At 30.2% G+C, this 16,619-nt stretch carries 18 protein-coding genes; 7 read left to right on the forward strand and 11 right to left on the reverse strand.

From position 1 onward, the window contains the following. Positions 1-133: 133 nt before the first annotated feature. On the reverse strand, positions 134-892 hold the full coding sequence (gene tarA, locus CD113_RS12270; protein WP_002465261.1) for an N-acetylglucosaminyldiphosphoundecaprenol N-acetyl-beta-D-mannosaminyltransferase TarA: 759 nt from the start codon (positions 890-892) through the stop codon (positions 134-136). A gap of 231 nt (positions 893-1,123) precedes the next feature. Between tarA and CD113_RS12275 the strand changes: the two genes are divergently transcribed. Beyond that, positions 1,124-1,876: a M50 family metallopeptidase gene (locus CD113_RS12275; RefSeq protein WP_002465262.1), complete on the forward strand. Its 753-nt coding sequence runs from the start codon at positions 1,124-1,126 to the stop codon at positions 1,874-1,876. A 69-nt stretch (positions 1,877-1,945) separates the two neighbouring features. Here the strand turns inward: CD113_RS12275 and CD113_RS12280 are convergent, their stop codons facing one another. Next, positions 1,946-2,590: a metal-dependent transcriptional regulator gene (locus tag CD113_RS12280; protein WP_002465263.1), complete on the reverse strand. Its 645-nt coding sequence runs from the start codon at positions 2,588-2,590 to the stop codon at positions 1,946-1,948. Between the two features lie 122 nt (positions 2,591-2,712). On the opposite strand from CD113_RS12280, the gene CD113_RS12285 reads away from it, so the two are divergent. From CD113_RS12285 to mntC, 3 genes are read left to right on the forward strand one after another with little or no spacing between them, the layout of a single operon-like run. Then, positions 2,713-3,456, forward strand: a complete 744-nt coding sequence (locus CD113_RS12285) for a metal ABC transporter ATP-binding protein (protein WP_002465264.1) — start codon at positions 2,713-2,715, stop codon at positions 3,454-3,456. Further along, positions 3,450-4,286: a metal ABC transporter permease gene (locus CD113_RS12290; RefSeq protein WP_002465265.1), complete on the forward strand. Its 837-nt coding sequence runs from the start codon at positions 3,450-3,452 to the stop codon at positions 4,284-4,286. Before CD113_RS12285 ends, CD113_RS12290 begins: the two co-directional genes overlap by 7 nt. Next, positions 4,283-5,212 (forward strand): manganese ABC transporter substrate-binding lipoprotein MntC, encoded by a 930-nt coding sequence (mntC, locus tag CD113_RS12295; RefSeq protein ID WP_002465266.1) that lies wholly within the window; start codon positions 4,283-4,285, stop codon positions 5,210-5,212. The genes CD113_RS12290 and mntC overlap by 4 nt, the downstream gene beginning before the upstream one ends. Positions 5,213-5,887: 675 nt before the next feature. On the opposite strand, the gene CD113_RS12300 is transcribed toward mntC, so the two are convergent. From CD113_RS12300 to CD113_RS12340, 9 genes are all read right to left on the reverse strand, one after another. Further along, the gene (locus CD113_RS12300) at positions 5,888-7,930 is read right to left on the reverse strand and encodes a cation:proton antiporter (RefSeq protein WP_002465267.1); all 2,043 of its coding nucleotides are present in this window, start codon (positions 7,928-7,930) and stop codon (positions 5,888-5,890) included. Between the two features lie 278 nt (positions 7,931-8,208). Beyond that, positions 8,209-8,649, reverse strand: a complete 441-nt coding sequence (mnhG2, locus tag CD113_RS12305) for a Na+/H+ antiporter Mnh2 subunit G (RefSeq protein WP_002465268.1) — start codon at positions 8,647-8,649, stop codon at positions 8,209-8,211. Beyond that, positions 8,624-8,926 (reverse strand): Na+/H+ antiporter Mnh2 subunit F, encoded by a 303-nt coding sequence (gene mnhF2 / locus CD113_RS12310; RefSeq protein WP_002465269.1) that lies wholly within the window; start codon positions 8,924-8,926, stop codon positions 8,624-8,626. The genes mnhG2 and mnhF2 overlap by 26 nt, the downstream gene beginning before the upstream one ends. Beyond that, on the reverse strand, positions 8,923-9,405 hold the full coding sequence (gene mnhE2 / locus CD113_RS12315; RefSeq protein ID WP_002465270.1) for a Na+/H+ antiporter Mnh2 subunit E: 483 nt from the start codon (positions 9,403-9,405) through the stop codon (positions 8,923-8,925). Before mnhE2 ends, mnhF2 begins: the two co-directional genes overlap by 4 nt. Then, positions 9,402-10,901: a Na+/H+ antiporter Mnh2 subunit D gene (gene mnhD2, locus CD113_RS12320; protein ID WP_002465271.1), complete on the reverse strand. Its 1,500-nt coding sequence runs from the start codon at positions 10,899-10,901 to the stop codon at positions 9,402-9,404. Before mnhD2 ends, mnhE2 begins: the two co-directional genes overlap by 4 nt. Then, a complete protein-coding gene (gene mnhC2, locus CD113_RS12325) occupies positions 10,891-11,235 on the reverse strand; it encodes a Na+/H+ antiporter Mnh2 subunit C (protein WP_002465272.1) in 345 nt (114 codons plus the stop codon). Before mnhC2 ends, mnhD2 begins: the two co-directional genes overlap by 11 nt. Next, positions 11,232-11,657: a Na+/H+ antiporter Mnh2 subunit B gene (gene mnhB2 / locus CD113_RS12330; RefSeq protein ID WP_002465273.1), complete on the reverse strand. Its 426-nt coding sequence runs from the start codon at positions 11,655-11,657 to the stop codon at positions 11,232-11,234. The genes mnhC2 and mnhB2 overlap by 4 nt, the downstream gene beginning before the upstream one ends. Continuing rightward, the gene (mnhA2, locus tag CD113_RS12335) at positions 11,644-14,046 is read right to left on the reverse strand and encodes a Na+/H+ antiporter Mnh2 subunit A (RefSeq protein WP_002465274.1); all 2,403 of its coding nucleotides are present in this window, start codon (positions 14,044-14,046) and stop codon (positions 11,644-11,646) included. Before mnhA2 ends, mnhB2 begins: the two co-directional genes overlap by 14 nt. Before the next feature lie 17 nt (positions 14,047-14,063). After that, positions 14,064-14,621 carry a tyrosine-type recombinase/integrase gene (locus CD113_RS12340; protein WP_002465275.1) on the reverse strand — a complete coding sequence of 186 codons (558 nt, stop codon included), beginning with the start codon at positions 14,619-14,621 and terminating at the stop codon, positions 14,064-14,066. Positions 14,622-14,779: 158 nt separating this feature from the next. Between CD113_RS12340 and sroA the strand changes: the two genes are divergently transcribed. The 3 genes from sroA (at position 14,780) to CD113_RS12355 (ending at position 16,299) form a co-directional block, all read left to right on the forward strand. After that, complete coding sequence (sroA, locus tag CD113_RS12345) at positions 14,780-14,986, forward strand: sigS mRNA-stabilizing protein SroA (protein WP_002465276.1); 207 nt, start codon at positions 14,780-14,782, stop codon at positions 14,984-14,986. Positions 14,987-14,998: 12 nt separating this feature from the next. Further along, complete coding sequence (locus CD113_RS12350; RefSeq protein ID WP_002465277.1) at positions 14,999-15,220, forward strand: DUF2922 domain-containing protein; 222 nt, start codon at positions 14,999-15,001, stop codon at positions 15,218-15,220. A 149-nt stretch (positions 15,221-15,369) separates the two neighbouring features. Continuing rightward, positions 15,370-16,299, forward strand: coding sequence for a DMT family transporter (locus CD113_RS12355; RefSeq protein WP_002465278.1), 930 nt, complete (start codon positions 15,370-15,372; stop codon positions 16,297-16,299). The last annotated feature ends 320 nt before the right edge of the window (positions 16,300-16,619 follow it).

Genomic DNA, 16,619 nt, shown 5'->3' on the forward strand with positions numbered 1-16,619 from the left:
ATAATTATTTATTTTTTATCAGCCTTAAAAAATAGAGAAACAAAAAAGTGAGGAACTATCAAATAATTCCAAAAATTATTTTGGTAGTTCCTCTCTCAATATAACCGATAAAGTTATAGCTTTATCGGCATTTTTATGATTTTAATTGACGTTTAGCCTTAGCAACCTTAAACATAAATTTAGGAATACTTTTTAAGCGACCAATTCTTTTCCAATCTATAATAGCTCTATAAAACCATTCAATATTAAGCTTTCTAAATAATAGTGGCGCACGCTTTTTAGCTCCTGAAAATACTTCTAGCGAACCCCCAACTCCCATCAATACAGTTTGTTGAAAATGATGTTCTTGTTTCATGATCCATTGCTCTTGTTTTGGAAATCCCATACCAACGAAAATATAATCTGGGTTAAACATTTTAATACGCTTAATGACTGTCTCATCTTCCAAATCGATATAACCATGATGATGATTAAATGTGATATTAGGATAACGAAGTTGAAGTGATTGTTGAGCACGTTCAACAATTTCATTAGTTGCTCCCAATAAAAATACTTTTTGATGATTAACGTGAGCAATTTTCATACATTCTTCCATTAATTCAATACCTGGAATTCTACTATCTAAAGGATTATTTAATCGTTCAGATGCTTTAACGACACCTGTGCCATCAGCTACAACATAGCTTGCTCCATTAATTAATTTCCTATAAGTTTGATGCGTAGTTGCAAAATCTACAATCTCAGGATTGGCTGTTACTATAAATAAATTATTTGGTGTTTGTTGTGCAAAAAAGGCTTTGATGTTTTCTACCATTTGTAACATTGAAGTATTATCAAAATGAACACCTAAAATATCTACTTTTACTGCATCGGGTTTTTCTTCAATAGTCATAAAAGAAAACTCCTATTCTATTTAATCTTCTATTCAAATATTTTAAATATATACTGTATTTATTATAAGTATTTCGTAATAATTTTGTTTTATTTTAACATATCCAATTATCAATTTAACAGTAAAATATGTGTTTAGGCTAAGCCTTAAGTCCAAAGACATTTGTTGCATTTTATTTTATAATATAACAATTATGATATTGGAAAAAAATATTTTAAAGAGGTTACTATTATGACTGCATTATCTTTATTTTTTAATACTCATGTACAGTTGAACATTATATTTATTACTTTAATTGCTATTACTTATATTGCCGTTCACTACTATAGAAATCGACTAATTATTAGTTATTTAGATATTTTATTAAACTATATTCCTGTACTAACGCATGAATTCGGTCATGTTATTTTCAACAAAATAGCTGGTGGTCGCGCAAAAGATTTAGTCATCGTCACTAGCCCAAATGAACGTCAGCAAACATTACAACAAGGCTATGCTATTACACAATCTAAAAGTATTGTTGGGCAATGGTTAACTACACTAGGCGGATATATCATGCCACCGTTAATGCTCTTATTAGGATTAGCTTCAAGTCATTATACTATGCCAAGTTTATTCGTACTTGGCTATTTATTAATTTTCGTGTACTTTCTAGTATTAACATCACGTAAATTATCACCTATTATTGTCATCATATTAATTAGTACCTTACTTTACTTCATAGTTACGGGTGGACATACTGCCTCAATACAATTAATTGTATCATTTGTTTATCAATATATACTTGGCGTCTTATTAGGAGAAGTATTACAGTCTAGTTGGACTATTATCAAACTTACTTTTTCTAGGCCTCGAGTTTCATGGGATGGTAGTGCACTTGCTGAATTAAGTCATATCCCTACATTCATTTATAGTACAATTTGGATTGTCTTTAATTTATATTCTGTGGATATCTTATTAACATATACAGGCATTATACAATAATTAAAAAGCTTAATCAGGTAATCAAATATAGTATCTATGCTATATTTCAACTTCCTGATTAAGCTTTTATTATTTCTCAGCAAACATATTCATCGCATTATCATAACTAAGTACAACCACATTATCTAACCTTTTAATTAGAATAATATTATTAGTATCGTCTTTAGATACGATTTCAACTTCATTACCTATAGTAATATCTTTACTAGATAAATAGATGAGTAAATCAGTCTTATCTCTAACACGTTTAATGGTTACAACATCTCCAGAATTATAATTTAAAATTGATGTAACATATTTTTCTTGATACTCATTATGTCTAGGAATGACTCCCCCATGAGGGCAAGTTTCAGGATAATCTAACAAACTATCTAAACGTTCCACAAATAAATCGGAAACTCTATGTTCTAAGATTTCTGCTTCTTGATGTACTTCTTCCCAATTGTATTTCAAAATTTCTATTAAAAACAGTTCGAGCAAGCGGTGCCTTTTAATAATATCTAAAGTATGCGTTAAACCCTCTGGAGAAAGTTTAACACCTTTATACGGTTTCGTTTCGACATATCCAGCTTTCTCTAAACGACTAACCATTTCACTAACTGACGGTGGTTTGATTTTTAAAAATTGAGATAAAACTTTATTTGAAACAAAGTTTTTATCACCATCATTTGTAAGAATCGCTTTAAGATAGTCTTCTTTTTCTTCTGTTAACATACTTTCACCTCACACACATTCACTTTATTATATCATGAATTTACTTGACACGATAAATATTCTCAGTTTATTATACAATTAATTAGGTTAACCTAAACTATTATTTAGGTGGTGTTGAAAATTTGTTGGAAGCAAAACAATTAAATTTATATTTAAGGAAAAAACATGTATTAAATAACATAACATTAAGTATTCCAATTTGTGGAGAAATCATCGGTATTATGGGCCCAAATGGTGCCGGTAAATCGTCGTTAATTAAATCATTAATAGGTGAATTTAACGCTACAGGTACAAAATTATTGTATGGCAAACCTATACCACAACAATTGGATTACATTACATATATTCCTCAAAAAGCTCATATAGACTTAGACTTCCCTATTAATGTTGAACAAGTTATTTTATCAGGTTGTTATAAAGATATTGGCTGGTTTACAAAGCCAACTGTTAATAATCGTCAAAAGTTAGAACAACTTATTGACGAACTTGAACTTAGACCTTTAAAACGTCGTCAAATTTCTGAACTAAGTGGTGGACAATTACAACGCGTACTGGTTGCGAGAGCTTTGATGTCTGAAAGTGAAGTTTATTTTCTAGATGAACCTTTTGTAGGAATTGACTTTAATAGTGAAGCACTCATCATGACGAAAATAAACCAACTTAAAAATTTGGGGAAGCTTATTTTAATCGTGCATCATGATTTGTCTAAAGCAGAACAATACTTTGATCGCATCCTACTTCTCAATAGAACGATACGATTTTTTGGTCTTAGTGAAGAAGCAATGACAATAGAACGATTAAATGAAACATTTATGTCAAGCACTGATTTCCTTGACACTAGTCAAAGGAGTGATGTCACTTGCTAGAATTTTTAGAACATTTATTTACATATCAATTTTTAAACAGAGCATTAATCACTTCAATTATTGTTGGAATAGTATGTGGAACAGTTGGAAGTTTAATTGTACTTCGTGGTTTATCACTTATGGGAGACGCTATGAGTCACGCAGTTTTACCTGGGGTAGCTTTATCATTTTTATTTGGTATACCTATGTTTATAGGCGCCCTCATTACAGGTATGATTGCAAGTATTTTTATTGGCTACATCACTTCTAGTAGTAAGACTAAACCTGATGCAGCTATTGGTATCAGTTTTACAGCTTTTCTAGCAATAGGAATAATCATTATTAGTTTAATTAATAGTACGACAGATTTGTATCATATTTTATTCGGTAACTTACTAGCAATTACACAAAGTGCATTTTGGACAACAGTTATTATTGGTCTTATTGTACTTTTACTTATCATTATATTTTATCGTCCGTTAATGATTTCAACATTTGATCCAACATTTAGTAGAATGAGTGGTTTAAATACGACATTAATTCATTACTTTATTATGCTGATGTTGTCTTTAGTAACTGTTGCAAGTATCCAAACAGTTGGCATAATTTTAGTAGTTGCCTTACTGATTACACCTGCTTCTACAGCATTTTTAATCAGTAAAAATTTATATACAATGATGTTTATTGCAAGTTTAATTAGCGTTATCAGCTCTATTGTTGGTCTTTATTATAGTTACATTTACAACATTCCTAGTGGTGCAACAATCGTTATTTGTACATTTATTATTTACATAGCAACTTTATTATTTTCAAAACTTACATATAAAAAGAAACGAGGCATAACAACATGAAAAAAATTATACCTATCTTACTAGCATTTATGATAATTTTAGCCGCATGCGGTACTGGAAACAAAGAAGCTAGCGATAAATCACATGATAAATTAAAAGTTGTAACGACTAATTCGATTCTATACGATATGGCTAAAAATGTAGGAGGAGATGATGTAGAAATACATAGTATTGTGCCAGTTGGTCAAGACCCTCACGAGTATGAAGTTAAGCCTAAAGATATTAAAAAACTAACAGATGCTGATATCATTTTGTATAACGGATTAAATTTAGAAACTGGAAATGGTTGGTTTAAAAAAGCATTAGAGCAAGCTGGAAAATCATTAAAAGATAAAAAAGTGATTGCTGTATCAAAAGATGTAACACCAATTTATTTAAATGGTGAAGAAGACAATAAAGATAAACAAGATCCACATGCTTGGTTAAGTTTAGATAATGGTATTAAATACGTCAAAGCAATTCAACAAGCTTTCATCGACAATGATAACAAACATAAAGAGGACTATGATAAACAAGGAAACAAATACTTATCTCAATTGGAACAATTAAATAACGACAGTAAAAATAAATTTAATGATATTCCTAAAAATGAGCGTGCGATGATAACTAGTGAAGGTGCTTTTAAATATTTTTCAAAACAATATGGTATTAAACCAGGTTATATTTGGGAAATTAATACAGAAAAACAAGGTACACCTACTCAAATGAGACAAGCCATTCAATTTGTAAAACAACATCATCTTAAACACCTATTGGTTGAAACAAGTGTAGATAAAAAAGCAATGCAAAGCCTTTCTGAAGAAACACATAAAGATATTTATGGAGAGGTATACACGGATTCGATCGGTAAAGAAGGTACTAAAGGTGACTCATATTATAATATGATGAAATCAAATATCGAAACAATACACGGCAGTATGAAATAGCTACGTTATAAAACGAAAGTTGATTTGCTTGAGGAAGAGGGACAGACATAAATTTTCTAGAAAATTTATGTCGTAATCCCACCCCGGCAAGACTGACTAGGTTTTCAAAACGTTGATTTATCAACATTTTGAAAACCAGACAGTTACTGCCAAATGCTTAATTTTAAATGTAAAATGATTTTCGTCCTAGACGCCCAAGCAAATTAAATCATAAGATGAAGACTAATAGTCCCATATCGTGCGTAAAAAATATATTACCCTCCTATTTATAATATATGTTCCTTACCGCACGATATGGTGGTATTAGAACTTCTCTTTGAACACAGTGAAAAGCTAGAAGTTCTTATGCAGTTTAGATTAAACTGCGATTCGCTGTTCACTCTTTGAGTGGAGAAACTTATCACTTAGTGCAGAAGTGTTAAGTATTAATACCATTAAAAGCTATAAGTAATATGATACTTTGTATATGGCCTATCAAAGTATCACTAATTACGCGGACTCCTCCCCCGTAGAATAAAGTCCACCTTTTTAAAAATTGGTGGGCTTTATTTAAATTCAAAAATTAAAAATCGGACGTATAGATAATAACTTACCATTTTTCTATACGTCAGATTTCTTAATAGATTGTTTATAATCTCTTTCAATACCATTGATTAAATGGTCAAAAAATATGATTTAAGTCATACTATCGACAATAACCATTTCATCATAATTGATTGATTCTCTTAATTTTAATGCTGTTCCTTCTGAAACTTCATCACTATCAATTAATTCCCTTAAAATACGTCGTTGCTCACGTAAAGCGTTTAATTTTATTTTAGTTATAGTATCTTCATTTTCTGAATTAAAGAAGTTACTTGGCGTTAAATTATCAATTCTCATTAGATAACCATCACATACCATTCCTACTTCTAGTTTGTTATCATTATTAGTCTCTTTTGCTAAACGACTAACTACATTATAATGAACCATTTTATTAATTTTATTAAGCTCCATTAAGTTATCAGTAACACTAAGAGAGGATGCAGAATTAATTCTTGTTTTGACTCTACGTTTTAATAAAGCCCCTCTTGCAAGGACAATCATCCTTCTAATTAATGATGCTTGTCTATAAACTTGAGTTCTTTCTGCATAACGCATGTAGTTTTCAAGGACACTATTAGTAATATCACCTTTATCTACTAGTTCTTCTAACGTTTTCGTTTCTACATTAAATGCAATTTTTTGCAAACGTTCTAATTCTTTAGAGTTTTCATCGTCTTTTTCAACAGTTTTTAAGAAAGTTAACTTGTCATGATATTCTTTAATTACATTCCCGTAACGATAACTTGTTTCAAATGTTGACTTCTGATTTAGATAATCTATGACATGTTCTAATATATAAATTCTTGCTTGTTTAAAGGTCATATTACCAACAACTATTTTTGGTGCCGGTTTAGTCATCAATGGTAATAGTACTTGTGCAATAATTAAACTAATTATTACCATTCCTGAAGCGATAAAAAGTAAATCATTTCGGAATTCAAACGTATGATGTCCAGCTAAAAAATACGGCAAAGTTAGCGCAATTGCTAATGATATTGTTCCATGAACACCACATAAAGTCATAATTAACGCATATAGACTTCTTTTTGGCGGCTTATCGGATGACAAATTATCATCATCATCTTTGGTCATAATTTTTTGGAATGGACTGACTGGCAAATAAAAGTTGGGATATAAAATATAAACCCATAAAAATCTAAATAAGTATACAGCGAGTGCAATTAATAATGTAATTCCTATTAAGAAAATTAAATTATGTGGTTCTGTTTTAATAATGTTTACGATAACTTCTGGAACCAAAAACCCTAAAATAGAAAATACAAAGCCATTTAACACATAACCTAGAATATTCCAAGTATGATTATAACTCATTTGTAATTGTGTACGTACTTGACTAATTCTATCTCGTTCAAACCCATGTACCAAACCTGCTATAACGGCTGCAATAATTCCTGACGCATGGAATAATTCAGCTATAAGATATGTAATAAATGGTGTTAACAATTGGATAATAGTAAACATATTAATATTTTCATATCCACGGCGCATAAGCGTTAGACGGAATCTTACCAACGCAATCCCTATAAGTAAACCAACGATAGCCCCACCAAATGATGAAATAATAAATAATTCAATTGCATCAATTGGTGAAAAGACGCCAGTAACAAGAACTCCTACTGCAATTTTAAAAGAAATAATACCTGCAGCATCATTTAATAATGATTCACCTTCAAGTATTGTCATTGCACCTTTAGGTAATACTTTACCCTTGGTAATAGCTTGTACTGCTACTGCATCGGTTGGACAGAGTATTGCTGCAATCGCAAATGCTGCACCCAATGGTAAATCTGGCCATATCCAATGTACAAAGAAACCAACACCAATAACGGTTGTAATTACTAATCCTAATGCCATCATCATTACCGGTTTAATATATTTACGTAAATGTACTCTAGATACATTTACACCTTCGACAAATAATAATGGTGCGATCATCGCTACCATAAATAATTCAGAATCAAAATTAAATTCTACCGGAATAGGTGTAATAAATAATAACATTCCCAAGAAAATTTGAATAAAAGCTAGAGGTACTTTAGGTAAGAAAGTATGGACGAAGGAACTCATTATAACTACTGCAATAAATATCAATATTGTCTCAAATATTTCCAAACTTTCACCTCTCTATAATGATTTAATTGCAACTTAAGTAATATAATTAATAGCTACACTTTCTAATGTCATGACATTTCATTAAAAATGGTTCACTCCATTGTCACTACTCAAATTTACAATCACTTACTATTATTTTATCATTATTTTTCTGAATAAATAAATAACTTGCTTGTGTGACTTATTATTTTTTATCAACATTATTCTAAAATAAAAACGCTATCAAGATAATTTCCTTTGATAACGTTTTACTTATAGTTAATATTTATACATAAGCATTATTGATTTTTTTGATACCAGTATTGTCTTCTTTGTTCTCTTATTTTAGCTCTATGTCGCCGTTCTTTAGCTGTATTTTGTTCATTTGAACTTAATAAAATAGATGCATGCGTATTAGCGTCATCTTTTCTATACATATATGAACCATTGCGATATGCTGCTCGAGCTATTAAGTGCATGCCTACCGGAGATGTTAGATTGATAAACACTATTGATAATAATAATCTCACACTAAAAAAGCCACTATTCATTATGAAATAAATTAACACACCGATAAGCGTCAATAACACTGATAATGTAGAACTTTTAGTTGCGGCATGACTTCTTAAAAATACATCTTGGAATTTAATAATACCTATAGCACTTATCAATGCGATGATACTACCCAGAAATAACATAATTGCCGACAGAAGACTAACGATTTCTTTTACTAGTTCCATTGAAAACGCGGCCTCCTCCAATAAATTTCGATATAGATACAGAACTTACAAATGAAATAATTGCAATTAACATAATAGAATCCAGAAATGACACTGTACCCATTAAAACACTTAGTACACCTACTAAAGACATAACAACTGCACTGGTAGTATCAAATGTCACAACCCTATCTGCAGTTGTAGGACCTTTAATTAATCTAAAAAGACATAACAATAAGGCTATACCAAAAATGATTAAAGAACTAATAATAAAAAAATGTGTTAACGTTTCAATCATCGTGACACCTCCAAGATTAAATCTTCATATTGCTTAATACTACGTAATAAACTCTCTTTATCTTTTTCAGAAACATCAATACTATGAATGAAAAATTTACGAGAGTCTTTAGATATTCTTATGACAGTAGATCCTGGAGTAATAATGATTAAAATAGTTAAAAATGTAATAGCCCAATCATTAGTTAATCTTGTTTCATATGATAATAAACCTGGGTTCATATCCTCCGTTTTAAACAAAATATAATTAATTGTACTAAAGCTTGAAGTCACAAGCTGATACAAGTATACTCCTAAAAATTTTATAAATACCCATATTTTACGCGGATAAAAATCATTACTAAAAAAGCGATGTAAAATATAAATAACGATTAAGCCAATGATATATCCAGAGAAGAAAGTTGTGAATTTAAAGTGTTCTTCATCTTGAAATAATACCCATAAAAAGGCAATGACTATATTTAACACAATTTGGTTCATTGATCTTCCTCCTCTAGATGAGAATTAATTAGTTGATGATATAAATGATCATTAGTATTTAATTGAGTAGCATTCGTTGTCACATTTAAAATCACTGGTGCAGCTACTCCCATAAAAATAACGACAGCAACTAATACTCCCAATATACTCTTACGTTGTACAGGAATTTTTTTAAACTCTACTTCTTCACCATCTTTATCTCCAAAATACATATAAAATAATATTCTAAACAAACTAAACATAGCTATTAAACTAGTAATAATCATAAGCGTTAAGCCAATATAATTCTCATTTTGTAAAGCACCTTGAAATATGAGTAATTTTCCTGGAAACCCACTAAATGGTGGAACACCGCCAATAGCAAATATCATAATAACAAAAGCTACACCAAAGAATGGTTCTTTCTTAGCTAAGCCTGATAAATATTGAAATTGTCGATATCCAGAAATATAAACTAAACTACCTATAATAAAGAATAGTAAAGTTTTAACAACGATATCATTTACAAGATAAAATATAGCACCATTGATACCGGAAAATGTATTTGTTCCTAAGCCGAGAATAATAAACCCAATAGACAGAATAACTTGATAAGCTGCTATTTTCTTAATATCTTTATATGCTATAACACCAAATGCTCCAATCACCATCGTCACACAAGACATGACTACTAATAATGGATGGGTAATATTAGTATGTTCATCAAACATTAATGTAAAAAATCTAATTAATGCATACGCACCAACTTTGGTCATAAGCGCAGCAAATAAAGCTGCTAATTCCGTATTTAACACTGCATAAGCTTTTGGTAACCACATAAAGATAACCAGTGAAGCTTTAGCACTAAATGCTACTAAAAAGATAAGTGAAATCATTGTTACCGTTTGATTATCTTGCATATCATTTAATCTCATCGCAATATGTGAAAAATTTAAAGATCCTACGGTTTTATATAATAATCCAATACCTAATAAAAATAACCAAGAACCAATAATATTAAGAACGACATAAATGATAGCAGCACGTAATTGTTCAACAGATTGACCTAATGTTACTAAGACGAACGAAGCTAATAACATAATTTCAAACATGACATATAAATTAAATAAATCTGATGTTAAAAATGATCCTATGACTCCGACACTTAAAAACAAAATAAATGATGGTAAGTGGTAACGATTAGCTTTATTTTCACTTCGTCCAAATCCATATGCCATTATTAAGGTAATGACAAAGGAAGCGGTTGTGACCATTAATAAACTTAATGAATCTCCTAAAAATTGAATACCAAATGGTGCTTTCCAACCACCAAAGTCTAAGGTAATCGGTTTATGTTGCATAACATAAATTAAAAGTCCTAACGAGATAAGTGTCGTTACAGCCATCGTTCCTAAATATAAATATTTTGATAAACGATTTTGATTTTTTAAGAAAATTAAAATTAATGCACAAAGGAAAGGTAATAACATCGGTAAAATTATTAAGTTACTTAGCATCATCTTCCCCCCTTAAGCCTTCAATTTCATCTTCTTTAGTTACTTTGTACGTTCTATAAACGAGTACTAATAAAAATGCTGTCATACCAAAGCCAATAACAATTGCAGTTAACACAATGGCTTGTAATAATGGATCAACAAACAAATCATTGCCATTAGTTATTAACGGTTCTGCTCTATTTGAACCATATTTACCCATACTCATAATAATTAAATTACCAGCATGTGTATAAATCGATATCCCAATGACGATACGAATTAGATTGACCGATAAAATCATATACGTACCTATAAATACTAAAAATCCTATGACAAGTAGTAATATTAAATTCATGTTTGTTCACCACTCAATGCCAACATGACTGTCACAATTACACCGACTACGGACAATAATATACCTAATTCAAATGCTGTAACTGTAGTCACATGAATGCTTCCAAATAGTGGGATTGCTATGGTTGCATCATATTGAGATAGGAAGGGTTGACCAAAGAATGTTGGTGCTATTGCAGTTATAACAGACATTAATGAACCAATACCCATAAGTGCTTTAAAATCGATTGGTAAACTTTCTAATACATCTGACACATTAAAAGCCAAAAACATAAGAATAAAGGCCGAACTAAAAATTAAACCGCCTATAAAGCCACCACCTGGATTATTATGACCTGCAAAAAAGACATAAAAACCAAATGTTAATAGTATAAAAACGACTAACTTCGTGATGGTCTTTAAGACAACATCATTCTCTTTCATCTTGACCCCTCCTATCTTTGTAATTTAATAATGTATAGATTCCTAATCCTGCAATAATTAAGACAAGTCCTTCAAATAATGTATCCAATGCTCTAAAGTCACCTAAAATAGCATTAACTATATTTTTACCACCAGTTAATTCATAAGCTTGTTGATAAAAAGTTGATATAGATGCCATACCATCAGCTTGTTGTGCAACAAATATTAATGACACAACTGATATTGCCATGACTAATGCCACACCAATTTTAATTGATTCTTTTTTAATGTTAGCCTTTGATCTTGGTACGTTAGGTAGCCTTGAAAAGCCAACAATAAATAATATTGTAGTAATTGTTTCTACTACTAATTGTGTTAAGGCCAAATCAGGTGCCTTCATTGCGATGAAGAATAATGTCACAACAAAACCGATAATACCGTTTAAAATAACCATCGTTAATCTCTGTCTAATAAATACAAGTGATATACCTATTACAACAGTTACAATGGCTAAAATAATTTCTAATGGTCCAAATTGTGAGACATGTAATTGATGCACTTTCGGAAAGCCAATACGAATATAGCCATACATAATAACCATCATAAAGACGACTAATGTAGCAATAATATATTGATTTAAACGATCTTGCATTAAGCGTTTTATACTTTGTGTAGAGTAAATCTCAAAATGTCGATAAACTTTTTCATAACCTTTAGACAAAGAAATACTTCTTATTTTGCCAGTAACAATCGTCTTCCAATCTATCGTACATGCTAAAAACAGACCAACCACAATAATCAAAAGTGTAAATATTAATGGTAAATTAAAGCCGTGCCATTGGGATATATGTGGTGCAAACTGATCAACTTGTTTACCTATTCCAGTTACATTTCTTAAAGCGGGTTTAATTAGACTACTACTAAATAAATTTGGAATAACAAATATAATAGGTATTAATACTATTAAAATAATAGAAGGTATACTGAATAGCCACGGTTCATGAATATTCTTTCTAGGTAATTTAGTTTTATCAAATTTACCCCAAAATGTTTCTTTTAACATATATATGGCATAAGTGAATGTGAAGATACTGGCAATCACTCCAATTGCAACGATTATAATCGTTAAAGTTAAGTCGAATTGTTCTAAGTTGATTGATTTAACTAAACCATCGAGAAACATTTCTTTACTTAAAAAGCCATTTAAAAATGGCACACCAGCCATAGATAATGCAGCTATAGACATTACAATATTCATTTTTGGAAATAAGTAACGCATACCATTTAATTTTCGAATATCTCTTGAGCCTGTTTCATGATCTAAAATGCCAACGCCCATAAATAATGCACATTTAAAAATGGCATGATTCATCAAGTGGAATAAACCTGCAAAAAGGATAAGTACATATATTGACGATGAAGCATCATTCGTGTGTTGAGCAAAGCCACTACCTAATCCTACCATGGTCATAATCATACCTAATTGACTAATTGTAGAGTATGCTAGAATACCTTTTAAATCATAATTTCTTAATGCAGTGATTGAGCCAAACAACATGGTGCATAATCCTACAAATGTCACAGTATAAATATAAAAATTACTAAGACCTAATAATGGAGTAAATCTAAATAATAGGAAGATACCTGCTTTAACCATTGTTGCAGAATGTAAATAAGCACTAACTGGCGTAGGCGCTGCCATTGCTTTAGGAAGCCATGTATGAAATGGAAATTGAGCAGATTTAGTAAAAGCACCTAATAAAAACATGATAATCATCGGGATAAATAATGGTTGGTCTTGAATATCGTCTGCACGAGATAATATTTCTGTAATCGTATTCGTACCAGTCATAATATAAAGCATGATAAATCCAACTAGTAATGCTAACCCACCAAATACAGTTATCATAAATGATTGAATCGCACCAAATTGACTATCTCCGTTGTCATACCAATAAGAAATAAGTAAAAATGATGATACACTTGTTAATTCCCAAAATACATACATTAAAATAGTATTATTTGCTAAAACAATACCTAGCATACTAAACATAAATAACGTTAAATATATAAAAAATCTAGGTAGATCATCTGTTGAAACAGATAAATATTGAGTAGCGTAGTAAAAAACAGCAATACCAATTAATGAAATAATTAAAGCAAACATGATGCTTAAACCGTCTAATCTTAAATCAAGATTGATATCTAACGATGCCATCCACGGTAATTTTACAGTTAAATAGTGCCCTGCTATTACTTTGGGTAGTTGTAATATAAAATACACTGATGCAAGTATTGGTCCAATCATGGCAATATAGCCTGCATATTTAGACCACTGTTTCTTTACCATAGTGATAGCTATCGCTAACATCACTAAGACTATTGCACCTAATAAATAAACTAAAGTCATCTAAAATCTCCTTTTCTCTATAAATTTAATGAAATATAAGTACATTGTTCATCGTCTACATCTTTTCCAATGAATTTTAAAGTTTCTATAGAAGTCTGATGTCCTAAATATTTTTGTATTATCGAAATAGGAATCCCATTTAAATAAGCATGTAACGCAAATGTTTTGCGTAAAGTGGTTAAACCAATATTTGACACTTCCGCTTCAATAGCAGCTTGGTGAATAATTCTATAAGCTTGTTGTCTAGATAATATTTTATGCGTGCGTGTCGATTGAAATATAAAATCTTCATCATTCAAAGATTCAGCTTCTATATAACTTAATAATTCTAAAATTAAATTTTTAGGTAACTTGACCTTTATATTCACAGCTTGTTGGTGACTAATTATATGTAAATCTTCATTTTCAACTAACGACTTAACTTGTTGTACTGTCAGCGTTAATAATTCACAAATTTTATATCCTGTATGTATAGCTAGTTTAAAAAATAAATAATCTCTTAAAGATTTTGCTTTAAGAACCTTGTACATTTTTTCTATATCTTCAATTTTTTTAATTGGCTCTACTTTATTCATATATCCCCCACAACTTTTAAGTGTCTTAATCAATAATCAATCATAATTAAGTTACATTGTTTTATTACCGTTCAGCATTTTTTTAAACATTATTTTTGAAAATATTGGCTCTTTTTTTATTTGGTAACGATATATAGTATGAAAGGAGGTTAAAGCTTATGACAGATATAAATCAAGTAACTATTGTCTTAACATTAGCTAAGCAAGATACTGAGGGTAAAGTAACAGAATTTAAACGACGTTTTAATAACATCAACCCTCAAGTATCAAACGATCAAATTAAGACATTCAGCTCTATCATTGAACGTCTTACTGGTGAATCTTACTCAAAAGTAGAAGTCATCAAAACTATGTCAATTTTATAGGAGGTTATACTTATGACAAAAACACTTGAACTCAACTTTAAAACAACATTTGATAAACCATTTAAGCTGCAATTACCACAAGTAAACAATATTGTCACTGAGCAATTAGTAAGAAATAGTATGGACGCGTTAGTTGATTTAAATGTATTAACACCTAAAAGTGGTTCTATCGCCAAAGTACAAGCTGCTCAAATAGTCGATAAAACAACGACAGTGCTGTTTGAAAACAAATAATATTCGTTTATTTGAACATTAGATAGTTAATAATATCAGCAGTCTATAGGGAATTCCCTTTAGGCTGCTTTTTTGTTTGATATTCACTATTTATTTCACACAACATTTTAGTTATAATAGGCTCATTCTAATTAGAAAGTGTGAAAATTATGTTTTTATTATATTTATTTGGTATTGTTGTAGGCATGCTTATACCCATTCAAACTTCTATCAATTCACGTTTAAGTCAATTTACACGTTCTTCATTTTATGCATCTACTATTTCATTTGCAGTTGGCACGCTTTTCTTAGTCATTTTAAATATTATAATGACGCCAGCAATATTTAGTAGTGAATTCTATGCGCATCAAACATTTAACTATACATGGTTTTTAGGTGGCCTACTTGGTGTATGTTTCTTAACTGGTAATCTTTTATTATTGCCTAGATTGGGGGCTGCACTAACAGTTGTCATGACTGTTGCTGGACAAATTATCATGGGCGTCTTAATAGATACTTTTGGTTGGTTTGGCGCATCAACTCATACTTTCTCAATCCTTAAAGGCGTTGGAGTTATCATTTTATTTTTAGGTATTTTATTAATGAATTATATTCCAAAGACAAAGCTTACTAATCGTCAAAATAAATCTTTCATCATGTGGATAATTATAGGCTTTATATTTGGCTTTGCTCCACCGATTCAAACAACAGTCAATAGCGCGCTTGCTACTAGTACTCATTCTTCTATTTTTGCATCTTTAGTATCTTTTACTATTGGAACAATTGCATTATTTATTCTGACTTTAGCCTTTCATCGCACACTTAAAATCGAATCTGATATTCAATCATTAGGTCGTTTAAAGCCTATTTATTTTATTGGTGGTTTATTAGGTATGGCTTTTGTCACAGCTAATATTATTCTAATGCCTTTCCTTGGTGCTGCGCTAACTACAATAGTTGGAATGTTAGGTCAAATGCTAATGGGTGTAATTATTGATCAATTTGGTTTATTAGGATCACCCAAAAATAAGATTACCTTTAGAAAATGTTGCGGATTATTATTTATTACTATTGGCATTATACTTTTAAGATTATTCTAAACCTCTAGCGTTACAGTGTTACTTATGAAACAAACACTGTAACGTATTTTTTTGGCATTTTGTGCTGAACACTATATTTTTAATCCAAAAGTGAAAGTTGACACTCGTTTTAATAGAAAAATTTTGTATTTCATGCTAATATTCTAATTCTGATAGTTTTATAATTTAACCTATTAAATTAATGTAGTAACAAATAACTAACTAGGTTTATCATTTAATTCCAAATAATATACACTGTATAAATAATCAATTGTTATAAAAGTAATTTTTATTTAATCACAATAGGCGTATTTTTTACATTTCTAAATAGTTAATAATCG

It is taken from the genome of Staphylococcus simiae (genome assembly GCF_002902085.1).
GTDB lineage: Bacteria > Bacillota > Bacilli > Staphylococcales > Staphylococcaceae > Staphylococcus > Staphylococcus simiae.